This is a genomic window from Neorhizobium sp. P1_A6 (genome assembly GCF_056406795.1).
In genome coordinates this window covers 689843-711360 of record NZ_JBFTZM010000001.1, presented here as the reverse complement: position 1 = coordinate 711360, position 21518 = coordinate 689843, and the positions used below count along the sequence as shown (strand labels likewise).

General features: G+C 62.1%; 18 protein-coding genes. 16 read left to right on the top strand and 2 right to left on the bottom strand.

From position 1 onward, the window contains the following. The first annotated feature begins 1 nt into the window (after position 1). Genes hutG through AC1D3C_RS03315 form a run of 3 tightly spaced genes read left to right on the top strand, consistent with a single transcriptional unit; the run spans position 2 to position 3091 of the window. A complete protein-coding gene (gene hutG, locus AC1D3C_RS03325) occupies positions 2 to 820 on the top strand; it encodes an N-formylglutamate deformylase (protein WP_477481867.1) in 819 nt (272 codons plus the stop codon). 13 nt (positions 821 to 833) lie between these two features. After that, positions 834 to 2507, top strand: a complete 1674-nt coding sequence (gene hutU / locus AC1D3C_RS03320) for a urocanate hydratase (protein WP_477481866.1) — start codon at positions 834 to 836, stop codon at positions 2505 to 2507. A 5-nt stretch (positions 2508 to 2512) separates the two neighbouring features. Then, entirely contained in the window at positions 2513 to 3091 is a 579-nt protein-coding gene (locus AC1D3C_RS03315) for a HutD/Ves family protein (protein ID WP_477481865.1), read from the top strand. 26 nt (positions 3092 to 3117) lie between these two features. On the opposite strand, the gene AC1D3C_RS03310 is transcribed toward AC1D3C_RS03315, so the two are convergent. After that, entirely contained in the window at positions 3118 to 4026 is a 909-nt protein-coding gene (locus AC1D3C_RS03310; RefSeq protein WP_477481864.1) for a helix-turn-helix domain-containing protein, read from the bottom strand. A gap of 165 nt (positions 4027 to 4191) precedes the next feature. On the opposite strand from AC1D3C_RS03310, the gene AC1D3C_RS03305 reads away from it, so the two are divergent. Genes AC1D3C_RS03305 through kduI form a run of 8 tightly spaced genes read left to right on the top strand, consistent with a single transcriptional unit; the run spans position 4192 to position 12116 of the window. Beyond that, entirely contained in the window at positions 4192 to 4365 is a 174-nt protein-coding gene (locus AC1D3C_RS03305) for a hypothetical protein (RefSeq protein WP_477481863.1), read from the top strand. Further along, positions 4362 to 5246: a carbohydrate ABC transporter permease gene (locus tag AC1D3C_RS03300; protein WP_040124324.1), complete on the top strand. Its 885-nt coding sequence runs from the start codon at positions 4362 to 4364 to the stop codon at positions 5244 to 5246. The genes AC1D3C_RS03305 and AC1D3C_RS03300 overlap by 4 nt, the downstream gene beginning before the upstream one ends. 2 nt (positions 5247 to 5248) lie before the next feature. Beyond that, positions 5249 to 6157 (top strand): carbohydrate ABC transporter permease, encoded by a 909-nt coding sequence (locus tag AC1D3C_RS03295; protein ID WP_477481862.1) that lies wholly within the window; start codon positions 5249 to 5251, stop codon positions 6155 to 6157. Positions 6158 to 6161: 4 nt separating this feature from the next. After that, a complete protein-coding gene (locus AC1D3C_RS03290) occupies positions 6162 to 7271 on the top strand; it encodes an ABC transporter ATP-binding protein (protein ID WP_477481861.1) in 1110 nt (369 codons plus the stop codon). A gap of 33 nt (positions 7272 to 7304) precedes the next feature. After that, positions 7305 to 8561 (top strand): ABC transporter substrate-binding protein, encoded by a 1257-nt coding sequence (locus tag AC1D3C_RS03285; protein ID WP_477481860.1) that lies wholly within the window; start codon positions 7305 to 7307, stop codon positions 8559 to 8561. 4 nt (positions 8562 to 8565) lie between these two features. After that, positions 8566 to 10080: a polygalacturonase PglA gene (pglA, locus tag AC1D3C_RS03280; RefSeq protein WP_477481859.1), complete on the top strand. Its 1515-nt coding sequence runs from the start codon at positions 8566 to 8568 to the stop codon at positions 10078 to 10080. A 6-nt stretch (positions 10081 to 10086) separates the two neighbouring features. Beyond that, positions 10087 to 11232 carry a glycoside hydrolase family 88/105 protein gene (locus AC1D3C_RS03275; protein WP_477481858.1) on the top strand — a complete coding sequence of 382 codons (1146 nt, stop codon included), beginning with the start codon at positions 10087 to 10089 and terminating at the stop codon, positions 11230 to 11232. 35 nt (positions 11233 to 11267) lie between these two features. Next, a complete protein-coding gene (gene kduI / locus AC1D3C_RS03270; protein WP_477481857.1) occupies positions 11268 to 12116 on the top strand; it encodes a 5-dehydro-4-deoxy-D-glucuronate isomerase in 849 nt (282 codons plus the stop codon). A 42-nt stretch (positions 12117 to 12158) separates the two neighbouring features. On the opposite strand, the gene AC1D3C_RS03265 is transcribed toward kduI, so the two are convergent. Further along, positions 12159 to 13208 (bottom strand): LacI family DNA-binding transcriptional regulator, encoded by a 1050-nt coding sequence (locus AC1D3C_RS03265; protein ID WP_477481856.1) that lies wholly within the window; start codon positions 13206 to 13208, stop codon positions 12159 to 12161. A 171-nt stretch (positions 13209 to 13379) separates the two neighbouring features. Here AC1D3C_RS03265 and AC1D3C_RS03260 point away from each other — a divergent pair, with 171 nt between their 5' ends. The 5 genes from AC1D3C_RS03260 to AC1D3C_RS03240 all read left to right on the top strand — a co-directional run bounded on the left by AC1D3C_RS03260 (position 13380) and on the right by AC1D3C_RS03240 (position 21511). Further along, positions 13380 to 15305 (top strand): ABC transporter substrate-binding protein, encoded by a 1926-nt coding sequence (locus tag AC1D3C_RS03260; RefSeq protein WP_477481855.1) that lies wholly within the window; start codon positions 13380 to 13382, stop codon positions 15303 to 15305. Between the two features lie 87 nt (positions 15306 to 15392). After that, the gene (locus AC1D3C_RS03255; protein ID WP_477481854.1) at positions 15393 to 17501 is read left to right on the top strand and encodes a family 10 glycosylhydrolase; all 2109 of its coding nucleotides are present in this window, start codon (positions 15393 to 15395) and stop codon (positions 17499 to 17501) included. Between the two features lie 108 nt (positions 17502 to 17609). Continuing rightward, complete coding sequence (locus AC1D3C_RS03250; protein ID WP_040124307.1) at positions 17610 to 18596, top strand: ABC transporter permease; 987 nt, start codon at positions 17610 to 17612, stop codon at positions 18594 to 18596. A 10-nt stretch (positions 18597 to 18606) separates the two neighbouring features. Continuing rightward, positions 18607 to 19797, top strand: a complete 1191-nt coding sequence (locus tag AC1D3C_RS03245) for an ABC transporter permease (protein ID WP_477481853.1) — start codon at positions 18607 to 18609, stop codon at positions 19795 to 19797. 10 nt (positions 19798 to 19807) lie between these two features. Further along, entirely contained in the window at positions 19808 to 21511 is a 1704-nt protein-coding gene (locus AC1D3C_RS03240) for an ABC transporter ATP-binding protein (RefSeq protein WP_477481852.1), read from the top strand. The last annotated feature ends 7 nt before the right edge of the window (positions 21512 to 21518 follow it).

The following is a 21518-nucleotide window of genomic DNA, read 5'->3' as shown; positions in this document are numbered from 1 at the left end:
AATGGCTGTCTTTGAAGTGAGACAAGGCACTTCTCCCATCATTCTCGGCTTTCCACACACGGGAACCGACGTGCCCCCGGCTATCTGGGACCGGCTGGACGACAACGGTCGCCTGCTTGCCGATACGGACTGGCATATCCATCAGCTCTATGATGGCCTTCTGGCGGATGCGACGACGGTGCGCGCCACGTTCCACCGCTATGTGATCGACGCCAACCGCGATCCGCAAGGCGCCAGCCTCTATCCCGGCCAGAACACCACTGGCCTGATTCCGGAGACGGATTTCGACGGCAAGAGCATCTGGAAACAGGGCGCCGCGCCGACCGAGGCCGACACCACTGAGCGGCTGCGCGATTTCCATGCGCCCTATCACGCGGCGCTTGCAGCCGAAATCGAACGGGTCAAATCCATCCACGGCATTGCGGTGCTCTACGATTGTCACTCGATCCGCTCACACATTCCGTTCCTGTTCGAAGGCACCCTGCCTGACTTCAACATCGGCACGGACATGGGCCGAACCTGCGCCCCGGCAATCGAACAGGCGGCGCTCGATGTGGCAACTGCGGCTTCGGGCTACACGAGCATTCTGAACGGTCGCTTCAACGGCGGCTGGACGACACGGTTTTACGGCAGGCCGGAAACCGGCGTCGATGCCATTCAGATGGAACTTGCCCAGTCCACTCATCTCGCAGCGGAGGCCCTGCCCTTTGCCTATGATCCGGCCAAGGCAGAGCGGCTGCGTGTCCATCTCAAGGATATCCTGACGCGGATCGAGCGGATCGCCCTCGGCCTCGCGTCGCAGAAAAACAACAACCGATAAAGGGAACGTTCCGATGACCAATCCCCGCCACAATATCCGCGAAATCCGCGCCCCGCGCGGCAACCAGCTCAACGCCAAAAGCTGGATGACGGAAGCGCCTCTGCGCATGCTGATGAACAATCTCGATCCGGACGTGGCGGAAAACCCCAACGAACTGGTGGTTTATGGCGGCATCGGACGCGCCGCTCGCACCTGGGACGATTTCGACCGGATCGTTGCAACGCTGAAGACGCTGACGGAGGAAGAAACGCTTCTGGTGCAGTCCGGCAAGCCGGTCGGCGTGTTCCGCACCCACAAGGACGCCCCACGCGTGCTGATCGCCAACTCGAACCTCGTGCCCCATTGGGCGACCTGGGACCATTTCAACGAGCTCGATAAGAAGGGGCTGGCCATGTATGGCCAGATGACCGCCGGTTCGTGGATCTATATCGGCACCCAGGGCATCGTGCAGGGGACCTACGAGACATTCGTGGAAGCCGGACGCCAGCATTATGGCGGCAACCTCAAAGGAAAATGGATCCTGACCGGCGGTCTCGGCGGCATGGGTGGCGCCCAGCCGCTTGCCGCCGTCATGGCCGGCGCCTGCTGCCTGGCCGTCGAGTGCAATCCCGACAGTATCGATTTTCGGCTGCGCACCCGCTATGTCGACGCGAAAGCGGAAACGCTCGACGAGGCCATGGAGATGATCACCCGCTGGACGGCAGCCGGCGAGGCAAAATCCGTCGGCCTGCTCGGCAATGCGGCGGAAATCCTCCCCGAGATGGTCCGTCGCGGCATTCGTCCGGACATGGTCACCGATCAGACCTCCGCCCATGACCCGATCAACGGCTACCTGCCGAAGGGCTGGAAGATCGCCGAATGGAAAGCGAAACGCGAGACCGATCCGAAGGCGGTGGAAAAAGCCGCCCGCGCGTCGATGCGCGAACATGTGGAGGCGATGATTGCCTTCTGGAACGCCGGCATCCCGACGCTCGACTACGGCAACAACATCCGCCAGGTCGCCAAGGACGAGGGGCTGGAAAACGCCTTCGCTTTCCCCGGCTTCGTGCCGGCCTATATCCGTCCGCTGTTCTGCCGCGGCATCGGCCCGTTCCGCTGGGCCGCGCTTTCGGGCGATCCGGAAGACATCTACCGCACCGATGCCAAGGTGAAGGAACTGCTGCCGGACAACGCGCATCTCCACAACTGGCTCGACATGGCGCGCGAACGGATTTCCTTCCAGGGCCTGCCGGCGCGCATCTGCTGGGTGGGCCTCGGCGTGCGCCACAAGCTCGGCCTCGCCTTCAACGAGATGGTCCGCAACGGTGAGCTGAAAGCGCCGATCGTGATCGGCCGCGACCACCTGGACTCCGGATCGGTCGCCTCTCCCAATCGCGAGACGGAAGCGATGAAGGACGGCTCGGATGCGGTATCCGACTGGCCCCTCTTGAATGCGCTTTTGAACACGGCGTCCGGTGCCACCTGGGTGTCACTGCATCACGGCGGCGGTGTCGGCATGGGCTATTCGCAGCATTCCGGCATGGTCATCTGCTGCGACGGCAGCGAGGACGCCGACCGCCGCATCGAACGCGTGCTCTGGAACGACCCCGCCACCGGCGTCATGCGCCATGCGGATGCCGGTTACGAGATCGCCGTTGATTGCGCCAGGGAAAATGGCCTTCGCCTGCCGGGTATTCTCGGAAACTGAGTCCCATGAAAATCCTGCGCGCATCCGACTACCAGCGAATGCCGTGGAAGAACGGAGGCGGCGAGACAGTGGAGATCGCCGTCTTTCCCGCCGGCGCATCGATCGAGGATTTCGACTGGCGCATCAGCATGGCAACCGTCGCCTCCGACGGACCGTTCTCGATCTTTGCGGACGTGGACCGAACCCTGTCGATCCTCTCCGGCGCCGGCATGGAGCTGACGATCGATGGCGGCGAGCCCCTGATCTTCGATCTCGATTCCGAGCCTTTCCCATTTCCGGCCGACAAACCGGCTTCGGCAAGGCTTGCGAACGGCATCGTAACCGACCTCAACGTGATGACACGGCGCGGCCGGTTTTCCCACCGCGTCATCCGGCAGCCGACACCCGTCTCGCTGCCGCCATCCGCCTCCTTGCGGTTCGTTCTTGCGACAGGAAAACACACGCTCGCGTTCGGGTCGGAGAAAGCTGACCTCCATCCCTTCGATTGCCTGGCCCATGAGGCCGACGCGGCCAGCGACCTCGTTATCTCAGGAGGACTTGACGTTCTCCTGATAGAACTGGGCCCTGAAGTCGGAGATGAGTGATTTACGTTTGACTGAGCCAAGCCTCGTCAGCGCGTCAGCGGATAGATCAACTGGCCATCCTCCTCACCTCGGGGAAATGCACCCTCGCGGCTGCGCTTTTCGGACTGCTGATAACCCTGCGGGCTGATGCCGATATAGCGCTTGAACATACGGGAGAAATAATAGGCGTCCGCATAGCCGGAAAGCTCGGCGGCGCGCTTCACCGTGCAGCCGCCTGCCATCAGGCCCATCGCCCGCTCCATCCGCTTGAATTCCTGGAACTTGTCGGGCGTCCAGCCGACCCGCTTCCTGAACTCCCGCTTGAAATAGTCCGGATTATAGGGCGCCGAATTGATCGTTCTTTCGACGATCTCCTCGCCCAGCGGATCGGCGGCGATCTGGCTGGCGGCCACCATGACCGAAAAGGACAGCGCATCCGGATTGTTGACATTGCCGACCGACTGCTCCCTCCAGCCGATATGGGCCTGCTCGATAAATTCGATCAACAGGAACATGAAAAGATGGTGCTGGAGGAGCGTCGTCGAATAGGGCGGCGCGTTGTCGTGGTAATAACGCGTCAGCGGCTCCATCATCTCCCACCGGGCGAGCGTGACGGCATGTTTCAGGTTCATCTGAGCGATCAGGTCGAGCCGGCCGAAGAGGTCGAGGGTAAAATGCTGGGCGATGCCGGTATAGGCCTCCATCGAGGTCGAATGGCCGGAAAACCAGGTATCCGCAGGCAGCAGCATCGCCCTGCCCGGCGCCATGTCGATCGTCTCGCCTTCGACCTCGTAACGCGCCGAACCCGTCAGGCAAATGATCAGGTCGTGCACGCTGTTCGATTTGTCGACGCCCCAGGTATACGAGTGCTGCATCCTTATGGTTGAACGTGTCAGCGTCAACGCCATCGCATTCATCGGAATGGCAGACAGAATGCTACCTTCGATTTTCTCCATCCTTTTCCCCGAATTCGTCGATTTGATCTGACTGGCAAAGTGAGAATATCAGCCTGGGAGCTGAGAACTCAACACGCCTGAGACATTAATGGGAGGAAATGGCGCTTCAATTGCGGAAGCCTGATGGATCAGGCGTGTCCGCAGACGGAAGGGCCAGAGGTCGCGATGCACAATATAGCAAGTGTCTCTTCGTTCAACGTCGCCTCTATCGGCGGCGGTTCGCTCAACTGCGCGACGAAATCCATGGACGACTTTGCCTGTGACGGAACCGTCACCGCGCATGCCGGCCGGATGCTGCGCCTGCCGGAAGCACCGGCCGGACTGGGGCAGCCGGCATGAGCGGCGACAACAAGTTTCTGGGGCTGTTCTACCTGTCGCCCTTCATCATCGGACTGCTGGTGTTCACGGCGCTCCCCTTCCTCGCGTCGCTTTATCTGAGCTTCACCAACTACAACCTGATGAACGAGCCGGTCTTCACCGGCCTGCAGAACTATATAAGGCTGTTCACCAACGACCGGACGTTCCGCAAATCCCTCTGGGTGACGCTGGTTTACGTGTTCACGACGGTGCCGCTGAAGCTCGTCTTCGCGCTGTTCATGGCCGTGATCCTCAATTACAAGCTGAAGTTCATCAACGTATTCCGGACGGCCTATTACGTGCCGTCGATCCTCGGCGGCTCGATCGCCATCGCCGTCCTGTGGCGCTACATCTTCGCCGATGTCGGCCTCGTCAACATGGGCCTGCAGCTCATCGGTTTCGAGCCGGTCAACTGGTTCGGCGATCCGACCAATGCGCTGTTCACGATCACGCTGCTGCGCCTGTGGCAGTTCGGCTCGGCCATGGTGATCTTCCTCGCGGCCCTCCAGAGCATCGACAAGACGCTCTACGAGGCCGCCTCGATCGACGGCGCCGGCAAATGGACGAGCTTCGTCTACATCACCCTGCCGCTGATCACGCCTGTGATCTTCTTCAACCTGATCATGCAGATGGTCCAGGCCTTCCAGGAGTTCAACGGCCCCTACATCATCACCCAAGGGGGACCTTTGAAATCCACCTATCTCCTGCCGATCTATATCTATGACGAGGCCTTCAAGCGCTTCGACATGGGGTATGCCTCGGCGATCGCCTGGGTCCTGTTCCTGATCATCATGGCCCTCACCCTCATCGCCTTCTGGTCTTCGCGCCACTGGGTCTATTACGCCGGCGACAAGAGGAGCTGACCATGACCGATCACATCCTCTCCCAGAACTCCGCAGCCGCCCGCGACGTCGACGTCGTCCGCAGCCGCGAAACGCGCCGCCACCGCTTCAATGCCGTGCTGCGTTACGCCCTGCTGACCGTGGTCGGGTTGCTTATGCTCTATCCGCTGATCTGGCTGATCGGCGCCTCGTTCAAGACCAATTCGGAGATCTTCTCCAACCCCGGCTTCTGGCCGGAACACCCGACGCTCGACGGTTATATCAGGGGCTGGAAGACCTCGACGCCCTATTCCTTCGGCACGTTCTTCATCAACACGCTGTGGATCGTTATCCCGAAGGTGATCGGCACGGCGATATCCTGCACGGCGGTCGCCTACGGCTTCGCCCGCTTCGATTTCCCGTTCAAGAAAGTGCTGTTTTCCGCGCTGATCGCGACGCTGCTTTTGCCGAACGTCGTCACCCGCATTCCGCAATACCTGATCTTCCGCGATCTCGGCTGGCTCGACAGCTATCTGCCGCTCTGGGTGCCTTCCGCGCTGGCGGGCGATGCCTTCTTCGTCTTCATGCTGGTGCAGTTCCTGCGCGCCATCCCGCGCGACATGGAAGAGGCTGCCCGCGTCGACGGCGCCACCACCTGGCAGACGCTGATCTTTATCGTCGTGCCGCTTCTGATGCCGGCGCTGATCTCGGTATGTCTGTTCCAGTTCATGTGGACGATGAACGACTTCCTCGGGCCGCTGATCTACATCTCTTCTGTCGAAAAATACCCGATCTCGCTGGCGCTGAAACTGTCGATCGACACGACCGAAGCCTTCGAATGGAACCGGGTTCTGGCGATGTCGGTGCTGTCGCTGGCACCGGCGCTCGCGGTCTTCTTCCTCGCCCAGAAATATTTCATCGACGGCATCTCCTCCGGCGGGATCAAAGGATAGTCACATGGCGCGTCTTCAGCTGAGAAACCTCGAAAAAGACTATGGTACCTTCCGCGCGGTGCATGGCATCAATCTCGATGTCGAAGACGGCGAGTTCATGGTGCTCGTCGGTCCCTCCGGCTGCGCCAAGTCCACCACGCTCCGGATGATCGCCGGGCTGGAACGGGTGACCGGCGGCGAGATCCGCATCGGCGGCGAACTGGTCAACGACAAGACGCCGGGCGACCGCGGCATATCCATGGTCTTCCAGAACTACGCGCTCTATCCGCATATGAAGGTGCGCAAGAACCTCTCCTTCAGCATGCGGCTGAAGCGCCGCCCAAGCGCCGAGATCGAACAGGCCACCAGCCATGTCTCCAATCTTCTCGAGATCGACCCCCTGCTCGACCGGCTGCCAAAACAGCTTTCCGGCGGCCAGGCGCAGCGCGTCGCGGTCGGCCGGGCGCTGATCAAGAAACCGCAGGTCTTCCTGTTCGACGAACCGCTCTCCAATCTCGATGCCAAGCTGCGCGCCTCGATGCGGGTTCGCATCACCGACCTGCACAAGCGGCTGAAGGCGGAAAACCAGCAAGCGACCGTCATCTACGTCACCCATGACCAGACCGAGGCCATGACCATGGGCGACCGCATCTGCGTCATGAAGGACGGGCACATCATGCAGGTCGCCGACCCGGTGACGCTCTACAGCCGCCCCGCCAACACCTTTGTCGCCGGCTTCATCGGCAGCCCGGAGATGAATTTCCTCGACGGCACGTTCGAGGGCGACAACAGCGTGCGAGCGGCAGACCAGGTGATCACGCTCGGCGACGAGTTCACCAAACGGATTTCCGGACGCAGCGAACACGTCACGCTCGGCATCCGCCCGCAGCATCTGCGCATCGCCGCAGCTGAAACGCCCGGCACCATCAAGGGCAAGCTTACCCATATCGAGTTCATGGGCCACGAAGTCTACCTCTATGTCGACATCGGCCCGAAACGCCTCATCGCCGTCGTGCCGTCCGCGTCCTACGACCGCGGCGCGCTTCGCGACGACTGGGTCTGGCTCTCGGCCGATCCGAAGGGCGTCCATCTGTTCGACCGCCAGTCCGGGGAAAACATCAGCCTGGCGATTTGAAAACTGCATCGTTCCAACTTGGGAGGAGCCAAAATGAGAACCATGATCATGACGGCGGCTTTGTTTGCCGCCACCAGCCTTTCGACCGCATTCGCTTCGGATCTGCGCATGTCCTGGTGGGGCAGCGACGACCGCCATATCGCAACCCAGGAGGCCCTGAAACTTTGCGGCGCCAAGTTCGGCCACACGATCGCGCCCGAGTTCACCGGCTTCCAGGGGCACCAGGAAAAGATCGCCACCCAGCTCGCCGGTCGCACCGAGGCCGACATCATGCAGGTGAACTGGCCCTGGCTGCCGCTGTTCACCAAGAACGGCGACGGCTTTGCCGATTTGAACCAGTACAAGGACATCATCGACCTCAGCCAGTGGTCGAAGTCGGACCTCGACAGCGGCACCGTCAAGGGCAAGCTGAACGGCATTTCCGTCTCCACCACCGGCCGGGTCTTCATGTTCAACAAGACCACCTATGACAAGGCCGGCATCCCGATCCCGAAGACCTGGGAAGAGCTGATCGCCGCAGCCCCGAAGATGAAGGAAAAGCTCGGCAAGGAGTTTTATCCCTTTGAAGGTGCCGCCCTCGACGCCCGTCTGATGGTGATCCTGCGCACCACCCAGAAGACCGGCAAGGACCTGATCGACCCGGCCACCAACAAGGTCGCCTGGAGCGAAGCCGAACTCGTCGAAGGATTGGAATTCTACAAGACCCTGGTCGACAAGGGCGTCATCGAGAGCTGGAAACAGGTCGCCGCCGGCGGCAACACGCCGCTGCATGAAAACCAGAAATGGGCCAAGGGCCAGATCGCCGGCACTTATCAGTGGGACAGCACCTACGGCAAGATCGCAACGCCGATGGAAAAAGGCCAGGAACTGGTTCCCGTCAAGCTCCTGACCATCGAGGGCGCCAAGACCGACGGCGTCTATCGCAAGCCCTCCATGTTGTTTTCGATCTCCAGAAACAGCAAGGACCCGAAGGGCGCGGCCCAGGTGCTCAATTGCCTGCTCAACGATCCGGCAGCGGTCAAGATCATGGGCACCACACGCGGCATTCCGTCCAGCAAGATAGCGCTCGATACGCTGACCAAGGAAGGCAAGATCAAGCCGGTGCAGATCGAAGCCTACAAGCGGGTGATGGAGCCGACCAGCCCCGGCGTCTCGCCGCTCAACGAGCATCCGCGCGTCACCGAAGTCTTCGACACCAATTTCGAAGCCTTCGCCTATGGCCAGCAATCCTCCAAGGATGCCGCAACCGAGATCATCGCCGGCATCAACCAAGCGCTGACGGGGATCTGAGGACGTGACGGACGTCGCCATCGAACTCCTGATCACCGGCCCCCGAAGCGCGACCTTCCGCGTCGATGCCGAAAGGCATCTCCACACGCGCGAGGAAGCGCTTGCCTGGCAGGTTCGGAGGCTCGATGGCGCGTTGGTGGCCGAGGGGACGACGTCGAAGGTCGTCTTCACCGTCGCCTCCCTTGAGCCGGGCGCCGCCTATTGCCTGCATACAGGCGAAGCCCGGCTCGAATTTATCACACGGCAGGAAACGGCCCTGATCGACATCCGCGATTTCGGCGCCTCGACTGAAGCACGAGACAACACGCCGGCGGTCCAGCGGGCCATCGCGGTGCTCGCTCCCGGCGGCACGCTGAGAATACCGGCCGGGCGCTGGCTGAGCGGTCCGATCTTCCTCAAGAGCGACATGACCCTGCTCGTCGAGGACGGCGCGGAGCTCGCGGCAATCGCCAGCAGGCAAGACTTTCCGATCCTGCCGGCGCGCCATGCGGATGGCCGCATTCTCGGAACCTGGGAAGGCGTGGCGGAGGTCTGTTACGCCAGCCTGATCAACGCGATCGACTGCCGTGACGTGCATCTCGCCGGCATCGGCATTATCGACGGCGGCGGTGATCGCGGCGACTGGTGGTCATGGCCGAAGGAGACCCGCCAGGGCGCCCGGCGCCCCCGTACCGTCTTCCTTTCGGCCTGCGAAAACGTCACGCTGTCCGGCCTCACCATCCGCAATTCGCCGTCCTGGACGGTCCATCCGGTCCTCTGCAAGGGACTTGTCGCGGCGGACCTGACGATCAAGAACGATCCCGATTCTCCGAATACCGACGGGTTCAACCCCGAAAGCAGCTCCGATATCGATCTTGTCGGCCTGCACATCTCGGTCGGCGACGACTGCATCGCGCTGAAGGCCGGCAAACGCAGCCCGCTCGGCGGTCCCGACCGCCCGACCAAGCATGTGCGGATCGAGAACTGCCTGATGGAGCGCGGCCATGGCGCGGTCGTCATCGGCAGCGAGATGAGCGCGGGCATCAGCGACATCACCATCCGAAACTGCCACTTCAGGGGCACCGACCGCGGACTGCGCATCAAGACGCGGCGGGGGCGTGGCGGCACGGTCGCCAACATCCGGCTCACCGACAGCCTGATGGAGGACGTGGCGACCCCGGTCGCCGTCAATTCCTTCTACTTCTGCGATGCCGACGGCCGGTCCGATTACGTCCAGTCTCGGTCGCCGCTGCCGGTCTCCACGGAAACACCGAGCATCAGCTCGATCACCGTGAAGAACGTCACCGTTTCGGGCGCGCGAACGGCCGCCGCCGTCTTCTACGGACTGCCGGAGGCGGCAATCCGCGATATTGCATTCGAAAACTACACCGTCTCCTTCGCGCCGGATGCCGAGGCCGAAGTGCCAGAAATGGCCTCTCTCCTCCTGCCGCTCCGGCATGCCGGGATCGTCGCGGAAAACGCCGTTTTCAGCCGCCTCGCGCGACTTTCTCCGGTTTCCATTCATCCAGCTCAAGACTGAAATCCGATGCTTCAGGACTATTTCGAGACTTACGCCCGCGATTACCAATATTACAAAGGCGGCGCCTGGTGTTACGAGGACGGCTGCCTCTATCGCGGCCTGATCGCGCTTTACGAGGCGACCGGCGAGCGCCCATGGCTGGATCATCTCATCCGGCTGGTGAGCGGCCAGATCGATGCGCAGGGCCGGCTTGTCGGCTACGAGATCGACGAGTTCAACATCGACAACATCCTGCCCGGCCGGGCCCTTGTCTTTCTCCATCGGCTGACGGGAGAACCCCGTTGGCTCGACGCCGCCGCCCCGCTGGCGCGGCAGCTCGAAACGCATCCGCGCACCGGCAGCAACGTCTATTGGCACAAGCTGCGTTACCCGCATCAGATCTGGCTGGACGGGCTTTACATGGCGCTGCCCTTCAAGGTCGAATATGCCCGCGCGGCTTCCGATCCCCAGATGGTCGAGGAGGCGCTTCGGCAGTTCACCACGGCACTGGACCTCACCCATGACCGGCAGGCGGGTCTTTATCGCCACGGTTACGACGAGGCCCGGCAACAGGCTTGGGCGGATGCGAAAAGCGGCCTTTCACCGGCCCATTGGGCAAGATCGATCGGCTGGCTGGCGATGGCCTTCATCGACATCATCGAAAACCTCCCCGTCGGCACATCCAGACGGGAGCTGACCGACCGCGCCGCGGCGCTGGCATCCCGGATCATCGCTCTTCGCACCGCGGATCACCGCTGGTTGCAGGTCATCGACCGGCCGGACGAGGCGCAGAACTATCCCGAAAGCTCGGCCACGGCGATGTTCTCCTATTTCCTCCAGAAGCTCGCGCGGCTTGGCGGCCCGGCCGGTGTTTCAGAGGCCGGTCGGGCGAGCCTGCAATCGCTCGTCGCACAGGAACTGCGGCAGGATGCGGATGGAAGGCGAAGGCTCCATAACATCTGTTGCGTCGCAGGTCTCGGGGGTTTCAACGGCCGCTATCGCGACGGCACCGTCGGCTATTACCTCTCTGAAGAAATTCGTGCCGACGATATCAAGGGTGTCGGACCGATGATGATGGCCTATGCGGAAACCCTGCTGGACACGCAATCGATGATGTCTCAGTCTGCGCAGCCGGGGGGCCGGGTCGAGCTCACCGCTGCCCTCAAGCGATAGCAGCGCTCGCGCTGAGAAACAGGAGAAAACAGACCATGACGATCGATGTCCGAACGCGCCATGCCGTTCACTACAGTCAGTCGGAGCGCATGACGAGTGCGGAGCTGCGCGAAAATTTCGTGATCGAAGATCTCTTCGTCGCGGGGACATTGCAGGCTGTCTATACCCACTACGACCGCATGCTGGTGGCTGGTGTCACGCCGACACAGACAAGCCTCGGCGTCGGCAGCGAGCTGGCGAAACTTGTCGGCGCGGATTCCTTGTTGGAACGTCGCGAGCTTGGCCTCATCAATATCGGCGGATCGGGCCGCGTCATCGCCGATGGCAGGGCTTACGCGCTCCAGCCGATGGACGGGCTCTATCTCGGCATGGGAACGAAGGAGATCCTCTTCGAGAGCGACAACCCGTTTGCGCCTGCGAAATTCTATATCAACAGCGCGCCGGCGCACGCCACCTTTCCTTCGCGGTTCGTCGGCAGCGCAGATGCGATCGAGAACAATCTCGGCGACAGCGCCACATCGAACAAGCGCAAGCTCTACCAGTACCTGCATCCGAAAGTGCTGCCGACCTGTCAGCTGCTGATGGGACTGACCCGGCTGGAGACCGGCAGCGTCTGGAACACCATGCCGGCGCATCTGCATGACAGGCGGATGGAGGCCTATCTTTATTTCGAGATCCCAGAAAACGCCTTCGTCGTTCACCTGATGGGCCGTCCGGCGGCGACAAACCATCTGATCATCCGCAACGAACAGGCCGTGCTCTCGCCGCCCTGGTCGATCCATTGCGGTGCCGGCACCGGCGCCTACGCCTTCATCTGGAGCATGGCCGGTGACAACCAGTCCTTCACCGACATGGACATGGTGGATATGAAGAGCCTCAAATAGGCCCTCGAAATCGATCCGCCAGCGGAGCGCCGATCTGCTCCGTCAGACGGACACGATGCGTGGCTCCTGCCGAGGCACCGCACGATCGCGTGGATGCCCCGGGTCCCTGCATGGCCCGGTGGAGCGGCGCTCGATGATCCTCGATGCGACCTGGACCCTGCGGGCGGGGGTTCCCGGCTGGCGGGGGTTCTCGATCCGCTCGAGCAGCAGCCGCAGGCCGACAGCTCCGCATTCCTGGCCTTCCATGCGCACCGTCGTCAGCGCCGGCGAGATCTGCTTTGCCGGCGAAAAATCGCCAAAACCGACCACCGAGACATCATCGGGAATGCGATAGCCCTGGCCCAGGAGCTCGGAAACGACGGTAAGCGCCAGGCCGTCATGCGCGCAGAAGAAGGCGGTGGGCCGCGCGCCTTTTTCCTTCAGTGCGCGATAGGTTTCGGCAAAACCATTCTCCTCCTCGAACTGCAGGACGTGCAACGTGACATCCGGGTGACGTTCGGCGATTTCGCGGGCGCCATAAAAGCGCTCGCGGCGGCCGCGATAGCCGGGTGTGCCATGGACATAGGCAATGGAACGGTGACCGAGGTCCACCAGGTATTGGATCACCGCCTGTCCTGCCTCGTGGTCGGTGCCGGAGACCTGATCGGCATCCTCCAGCGGATCGACCCAGCCGAACCGGATGATCGGAGTGCCGGTCGCCATGGCGGCGCGGATCGCCTCGCGGTCGTGCGGTCCGACCAGCAACAGCCCGGCGCAGGTGCGGGCCAGTTCTTCAAGCTGGCCCTGGCTGTGGGTCCATAACATCCTGAGAGCCATGCCGAGCCTGTGCGCCTCTGCCTGGACGCCGTTCTGGATCTGCATGTGCAGCTCGCTATTGACCGGATCGAGGTCGTGAAACACCACCGCGATATCGCCCAGCGCGGTCTGGCTCGCGGGTTTGCTATAGCCGAGACGCAGGGCTGTTTCGCGGATCCGCTCGCGAGTTTCCTCGCTGACGCCGCTCTTGCCCGATAACGATCTGGATACCGCATATTTCGAAAGGCCGACCTCGCGCGCGATGGTCTGTAAGGTAACCCGCCCCCTGCTCTTCATTGCCCATCCCCCTGCAGCTACCGTGTGGCTACACTGCTGCACTGCAAAACGCAATTTTGCCAAACAACGCTACATAACACTTTACCTAACAGTATTCGAATGCAAACTTTTCGTTATCCACGCCCAAGGGAAATAATAGGTGACGGCGGGGACTGTGTGGAGGAGACACTCATGATCAAGCTGAAACGTCGCGCGTTTCTGGCCGGGACTTCGGCCGTTTTGATTTTGCCGGCCCTGCCGGCCTTAGCCGTCGACTACAAGGAAGCGAGCCTCCTGAAGGACAAGGTCGCCAGCGGCGCCCTGCCCCCTGTCAAGGACCGCCTGCCCGGCAACCCGCTTGTCATCAAACCGGTCGAAAGCGTCGGGAAATACGGAGGCGACTGGAAGCTGGCGCTGGTCGGCGGCGGTTCGCTCTCCATGCTGTTCCGCTACCAGGCCTATGAACCGCTGCTGCGTTATACGCCGGACTGGTCCGGCGTGACGCTGAATGTCGCGGAAGCCTTCGAAGGCAACGCGGACTCGACCGTCTACACCATCCGGCTGCGCAAGGGCATGAAATGGTCGGACGGGCATCCCTACACCACGGCCGACGTCAAGTTCTGGTATGACACGGTGCTCACCGACAAGCGCGTCGCCGTCACCAGCCAGGGCCACTGGAAAACCGCTGGCAAGCCCGCCAAGCTGGAAGTAGTCGACGAGCAGACCTTCAAGGTCATCTTCGAAAAACCTAACGGTATGTTCCCGTTGCAGGTCGCATGGTCCAACCTGGACCACACCACCCGCTGCCCCAAGCACTATCTCGAACAGTTCCATATCGACTACAATCCGAAGGCGGATGAGCTGGCCAAACAGCGCGGTTTCCAGAGCTGGATCGCCGCATTCCAGTCTGCCTCCGGCTTCCAGGACGACAACGCCTTCTTCCTCAATTCCTCGAAGAAGCCCTGCCTCAACGCCTGGATGTTCACGATCGCGCCGGGCGAAAACACCGAACGAGTGGTGGCCGAACGCAATCCCTACTATTGGAAGGTCGATACCGAGGGCAACCAGCTGCCTTATATGGACCGCATCGTCTACCAGATGGTCGCCGATCCGCAGGTACTGCTGTTGAAATGCATGCAGGGCGAAATCGACCTGATGGACCAGTATATCGCCACCCCCAACAACAAGTCGGTTCTCTACGACGCGCGCAAGCAGGGCGGCTATGACTTCTACACTCTGACCTCCACCGAGGCCAACGTGATGAACTTCATCTTCAACCTGAACCACAATGATGAGACGAAGCGAAAGCTCTTCCGCAACAAGAAGTTCCGCGCGGCCCTGTCGACGGCGCTCGACCGCCAGACCCTGATCGACGCGGTGCTGGTCGGCCAGGGCGCCCCCGCCCAGCCATCGATCAAGGAAGGCGACCCGCTCTATAATGAGGTGCTTGCCAAGCAGTTCACCGAGTACAGCGTCGACAAGGCCAATGCCATGCTCGACGAGCTGATCCCCAAGCGCGACAGCCAGAATTTCCGTCTCGACGAGAAAGGCCGGCGGCTGACGATCATCTTCGAGATCGACCAGGCACGCCCGATCTTCCTCGATCTCTTCCAGCTGGTCATCCCGATGTTCCAGGCGGTCGGCATCGATGCGCAGATGCGCACCATGGACCGTTCCCTCTGGGAAACCCGCGTTCGCCAGGGCCGCGACTTCGATGCCACCGCGCACCAGTTCGGCGCCAATGGCGGCGTCGCGGCGATGCTCGATCCGCGCTACTACGTGCCGACCGACAGCAACGCGATGTATGCCCCGGCCTGGCAGCTCTGGTATCTCGATCCGAAGAACGCCAATGCCGAGGAGCCGCCGGAAGACACCAAGAAGCAGCTTGCGCTCTACGACAAGCTGAAGGCGACCTCGGATCAGGCAGGCCAGCGCGAGATCATGAAACAGCTCCTGCAGGGAGCCGCGGAAACCTTCTACGTGTTCGGCATTTCGCAGCCGCCGGACGGCTACGGCATCGTCAAGAACAACATGAAGAACATCACTAAGACCATGCCGAATTCGTTCGGCTGGCCGACCCCTGCCCCGACCATGCCGGAGCAGTTCTACAAGGTCTGACGGCCTCGCACATTCCGATGTTTTCCGGGCGCCGGCCTGAACCGACCGGCGCCGAGGGCACCCCTTATCCGATGATTGGACGCTATCATGCTTGAGGCGAGACGACAGAACACCGATACCTTGCGGACCCCGGACTGGTTCCGGACCGCGACGCGCTGGACCCAATTGACCTTCGTCGAGGACGATCCGGACAAATACGACCCCGCCTTCTGGATCGACGTCTTCAAGCGCACAAAATCGAATGCCGTCTGCCTTAGCGCCGGCGGTTACATCGCCTACTATCCAAGCAAGGTTCCGTATCACTACGTCAGCCAGTATCTGGGCGACAAGGACATCTTCGGCGCGCTCGTCGATGCGGCCCGCAAGCTCGACATGCATGTCATGGCCCGTGTCGACCCGCATGCCATCCATGACGATGCCGCCAAGGCCCACCCGGAATGGGTGATGATCAATGCCGACGGCAGCCCACGCCGCCACTGGGCCTATCCGGATGTCTGGGTCGCCAATGCCTATGGCGACTACAATTCCGTCTTCATGCCGGAGGTGGTGAAGGAGATCGTCCGCGAATACGATATCGATGCGATCTTCGCCAATCGCTGGCAGGGCCACGGTGTCGACTACAGCGATGACAGCGCCCGCCGTTTCAAGGACATGTCCGGCTACGCCCTGCCCAAGAAGGCGGATGCCGAAGACCCGGCCTGGCAGGCCTGGCTGCAATGGCGCCGCCGGGTGCTGACCGATATGATCGCCCAGTGGGACGACGCGGTCAAAGCCATCCGACCGCATGCGAGCTTCATCCCCAACATGAGCGGCGCGTCGCTGATGGAGTTCGACCTCTCCGTCATCACCAAACATTGCCCCTTCCTCGTCGTCGACCACCAGGGCCGCAAGGGACTGGAGCTCGGCTGGTCGGCCGGCCGCAACGGCAAGCGCATCCGCGCGACCTTCGCCGATCGCCCCGTCGTGCTGATCACCTCGATCGGTCCGGAGGAGGAATACCGCTGGAAGGATGCGGTGACCTCCGGCGAGGAAATGCAGCTGTGGATCAACAACGGCACGGCCCATGGGCTTTTCGCCTGGTTCACGAAATTTAACGGCGTGGTGCCCGACAAGCGCTGGGTGGAGCCGGTCGCCGAGGCTTTCGTGCTGCAATCGGCCGTCGAGCCGGTGCTTGAAAGCATGACGCCGACCGCGGAAATCGCCGTGATCGACCCGTCGACGACCTTGCGCCACTGGGCGCCGGAAGAACGCCACGCGGCGGAGAAACACGATCTCGGCGTCTATCACGCGCTGGTCGAGGCACGCCTGCCCTTCGAACTCCTGTCCGATCAGGTGCTCACCAGGGACAATCTCGACCGCTTCAAGGTGATCATCCTCGCCAACGCCTCCTGCCTTTCGGACGCGCAGAACGAGGCGATCCGCGCCTATGTAGCGCGCGGCGGCAGCGTCGTTGCCTCCTACGAGACCTCGCTTCGCGACGAATTCGGCAAGACCCGGCCCGAATTCGGCCTGTCGGACGTGCTCGGCGCCAAATTCGTCTCCGGCCCACGCGGCATCGTCAAGAACACCTATGTGGCGCTGTCCGGCGACCACCCGGTCAACAAGGGTTTTGATGGCGCCGAGCGGATCATGGGCGGCACAAGGCTGATCCATGTCGAGCCGGCTGCGGGCGCTCAGACACCCTTCCTCTACGTGCCCGATTTCCCGGACCTGCCGATGGAGGAAGTCTATCCGCGTAGAGACCCGGAAGGGGCGGCCGTCGTCGCCCGCGAAACCGGCAGGGGTGGCCGCACGGTCTATATTCCCTGGAATATCGGCGAAATTTTCTGGGAAGTGTTTGCCGTCGATCACGGTCGCCTGCTTGCCAACGCCGTCCACTGGGCGCTCGGCAAGGCCCCGTGCGTCACCGTCAAAGGCCCGGGCGTCATTGACCTGGCACTCAGGGAAAACACCGAGGGTATCGCCCTCAGCCTCTTCAACCTCACCAACCCGATGATGATGAAAGGCCCGATACGCGAGAATTACCCTCTGGCGGCTCAGACCGTTTCGGTGGAAGTTCCAGAAGGCAAGTCGGTGGCGAAAGCCTGGCTGGTGGTTGCGGACCGGGCGGCAAGTTTCAGCGTGAAGGATGGACGCGCGGAGGTGGACGTGCCGGGAATAGAGCGGCTGGAGGTACTGCATCTCACCTGGAAATAGGGTGAGAGACTAAATTGAGGAGCGTTGCCGGCCTGGAGGGGCCGGTAGCGGATGGAGATCCGAAGGTGGCGCCTGCGCGGCGTCTTCAACGGGAGGAGAACTATTCCGATGCTTGGCTACATCTTCAAGCGCGTGCTCTACATGATCCCGACCCTGTTCGGCATGTCGCTGATATCGTTCCTGATCATCCAGCTGCCGCCGGGTGACTACCTGACGTCGATGATCGCCACGATGAGCGACAGCGGCCAGGCGGTCGATCCGGCCCAGATCGAGCGGCTGAAGGAAATCTACGGCTTCGACGACCCCTTCTACATCCAGTATCTCAAATGGATCTGGGGCATCGTCAGCCGCGGCGACTTCGGTTATTCGTTCGAGTGGAACCAGCCCGTCTCCGGCCTGATCTGGGGCCGGATGGGTTCGACGCTGGTCATCTCGCTTCTGAGCCTGCTGTTCGTCTGGATCGTCGCACTGCCGATCGGCATCTATTCCGCCGTTCGCCGCCACTCGATCAGCGACCACGTCTTCACCTTCTTCGGCTTCATCGGGCTTGCCGTGCCGAACTTCATCCTGGCGCTGGTGCTGATGTATTTCGCCTACCGCTATCTCGGCCAGAGCGTCGGCGGCCTCAACTCTCCTGAATTTGCCGAGGCCCCCTGGAGCCTTGCCAAGGTCGGCGATTTCCTCGCCCATCTGTGGATCCCGATCATCATCATCGGCGCCTCAGGGACGGCGGCGCTGATCCGCGTCCTGCGCGCCAACCTGACCGACGAGCTTCACAAGCCCTATGTGATCACCGCCCGCGCCAAGGGCCTGCCGGAATACAAGGTCATCCTCAAATATCCGGTGCGCATCGCCCTCAATCCGTTCGTCTCGGCGATCGGCTGGGTGCTACCGCATCTGGTCTCCGGCGTGACGATCACCGCCATCGTGCTCAACCTGCCGACCGCCGGCCCGCTGCTGTTCCGGGCTCTGGTGTCGCAGGACATGTATCTCGCCGGCAGTTTCATCCTGCTTTTGAGTGCCCTCACCCTTGTCGGCATGCTGCTATCGGATCTGCTGCTGGCGCTGCTCGATCCGCGCATCCGGTTCAATTGAGGGAGGTGGCATGAGCACGCACGAGACATTCGGAACCTATTCCGGCCCCGTCCACACCGTCGCCGACGGCCCTTCGATCAGTCCGCTGAAAGCCGGCAAGACCGTTTCGACCGCAACCGTCGGCCCCTGGAAGCTGATCGCCGGCAAGCTGGTCCGCCAGAAGGTGGCGATGTTTGCCGGCGTCGTCATCCTGATGCTTTATCTGATCGGTCTGTTTGCCGAATTCCTGGCGCCCAGCCTGCCCTCGACCTCTCGGCCGCAATATACCTATGCGCCGCCGCAGGGCCTGAGCTTTTTCGTCACCAAGCCGGACGGCAGTTCGGAGTTCAATTTCCATGTGAAGGGCTACAAGGTCGAGATCGAAAAGGTGGCGCTGCGGCGCACCTTCGTGGTCGACGACACCAAGGTCGTGCCGGTTGGCCTGTTCGTCAAAGGCCCGCGCTACGAACTCTGGGGCCTGATCCCGATGGATCGCCACCTGATCGGCCCGATCAATCCGAACGATCCGATGTATCTGCTCGGCGCCGACCGCCTCGGGCGCGACGTGTTCTCGCGGCTGGTCTACGGTACGCGCATTTCCATGTCGATCGGCCTCGTCGGCGTCGTCATGTCGCTTGTGCTGGGCGTCGTGCTCGGCTCGATATCGGGCTTTTACGGCGGCTGGGTCGATACGGTGATCCAGCGCATGATCGAGGTGGTCAGCGCCATGCCGACCATCCCATTATGGCTCGGTCTCGCAGCGGCGATCCCGCTCACATGGTCGCCGGTCAACGTCTATTTCGTCATCACCATCATCGTGTCGCTGCTCGGCTGGACCAGTCTTGCGCGCGAGGTGCGCGGCCGTTTCCTCGCCCTTCGCAGCGAAGACTTCGTCACTGCCGCCATGCTCGACGGATCGAGCGAAAAGCGGCTGATCTTCCGCCATATCCTGCCGTCCCTGACCAGCCATATCTTGGCCGTCGTGACGCTTGCCGTGCCGACGATGATCGTTGCCGAAACCTCGCTCTCCTTCCTCGGCATCGGCCTCAAACCGCCCGTCGTCAGCTGGGGCGTGCTGCTGCAGGACGCCCAGAACATCCGCACGGTGGCGACCGCGCCATGGCTGCTGATCTGGCCTTCGCTTGCGGTGATCGTCGCCGTGCTGTCCTTCAATTTCTTCGGCGACGGCCTGCGCGATGCCGCCGACCCCTATGACAATTGAGGAGGAACCCATGACCGATCCTGCTGAAAACACCGTCCTCTCCGTCGAAAACCTGTCGATCGATTTCCGGTTGAGAACACATATCCTGCATGCTGTCGAGAATGTCAGCTTCGAGCTGAAGCGCGGCCAGACGCTTTGCCTCGTCGGCGAGAGCGGCTCGGGCAAAAGCGTCACTGCCCGCTCGCTGCTGCAGATCGTCGACCGTCCCGGCAGCATCGTCGGCGGGCGCATCCTTTTGCGAAACGCCGGCGCGGTCACCGACATCGCCAGGCTCGATCCGGATGGCCAGGCCATGCGCGCCATTCGGGGCCGGAGGATCGGCCTAATCTTCCAGGAACCGATGAGTTCGCTGTCGCCGGTCCATACGATCGGCTCGCAGATCACCGAAGCCGTTCGCCTGCACAGCGATCTCGATAAACGCGCCGCGCGGGCGAAAACGGTCGAACTGCTGCGCCAGGTGGAAATCCCCAATCCCGACCAGATGGCCGACCGCTACACGTTCGAATTTTCCGGCGGCATGCGCCAGCGGGCGATGATCGCCATGGCGCTTGCCGGCAATCCCGACATCCTGATCGCCGACGAGCCGACCACGGCGCTGGACGTCACGACCCAGGCCGAAATCCTCGACCTGATCAAGCGGCTGCAGGTGGAACGCGGCATGGCGATGCTGCTCATCACCCACGACATGGGCATTGTCGCCGAAGTGGCGGATGACGTCGCCGTCATGCGCTTCGGCCATATCGTCGAGCGCGGTCCGGTCGACGCGATCTACCATGAGGCCCAGCACCCCTATACGCGCCAGCTTCTCGCCTCGACGGTGAAGCTGACCCGCCATGTCGACGGCAGGGTGCCGGCGGCGGCCTCATCGCCGCCGCTGCGGCCGATCCTTTCGGTCCGCAATCTCGGCAAGACCTTCGGCTGGCACGGCAAGACCAGTTCGTTGCGCGCCGTCGACGACGCCAATTTCGATCTCTATCCCGGTGAAAACCTCGGCATCGTCGGCGAAAGCGGCTCGGGCAAGACGACGCTCGGCCGGCTGATCCTGCGCACCGTCGAGCCGACGACAGGCAGCGTCGTCTACCACAACAAGGATGGCAGCGAGGTCGAGGTCACCCGCCTGACCAAGAAGGAGCTGCGCGGCTTCCACCGGGAGGTCCGCCTCGTCTTCCAGGATCCGTTCGCCTCGCTCAACCCGCGCATGACGGTCAAGGAAGTGATCGGTGACCCGCTGATCATCAACGGTCTCGCCAAGGGCAAGGCGCTCGAGGAACGCGTCGCCGAACTGATGCGCCTCGTCGGGCTCGATCCGATGGGCATGGAACGTTATCCGCATGCCTTTTCCGGCGGCCAGCGGCAACGCATCGGCATTGCCCGGGCGCTGGCGCTCGATCCGCGCATCATCATCGCCGACGAGGCGACGTCAGCGCTCGACGTATCGATCCGCAGCCAGATCCTCGACCTGCTGCTCGATATCCGCCAGCGGCTGAACCTCAGCTTCATCTTCATCTCGCACGACATTTCGGTGGTGCGCTATTTCTGCGATCGTGTCGCCGTCATGCATCGCGGCAAGATCGTCGAACTCGGCGAGGCCGAGCAGATCTGCACGGCGCCACAGGAGGCCTATACCAAGAGCCTGATTTCCGCCGTTCCCAATCCCGACCCCCGCGACAAGCGCATGCTGCACCGGCACCGCTTCGTCGCACCCGTTCTCTAAAGGACAG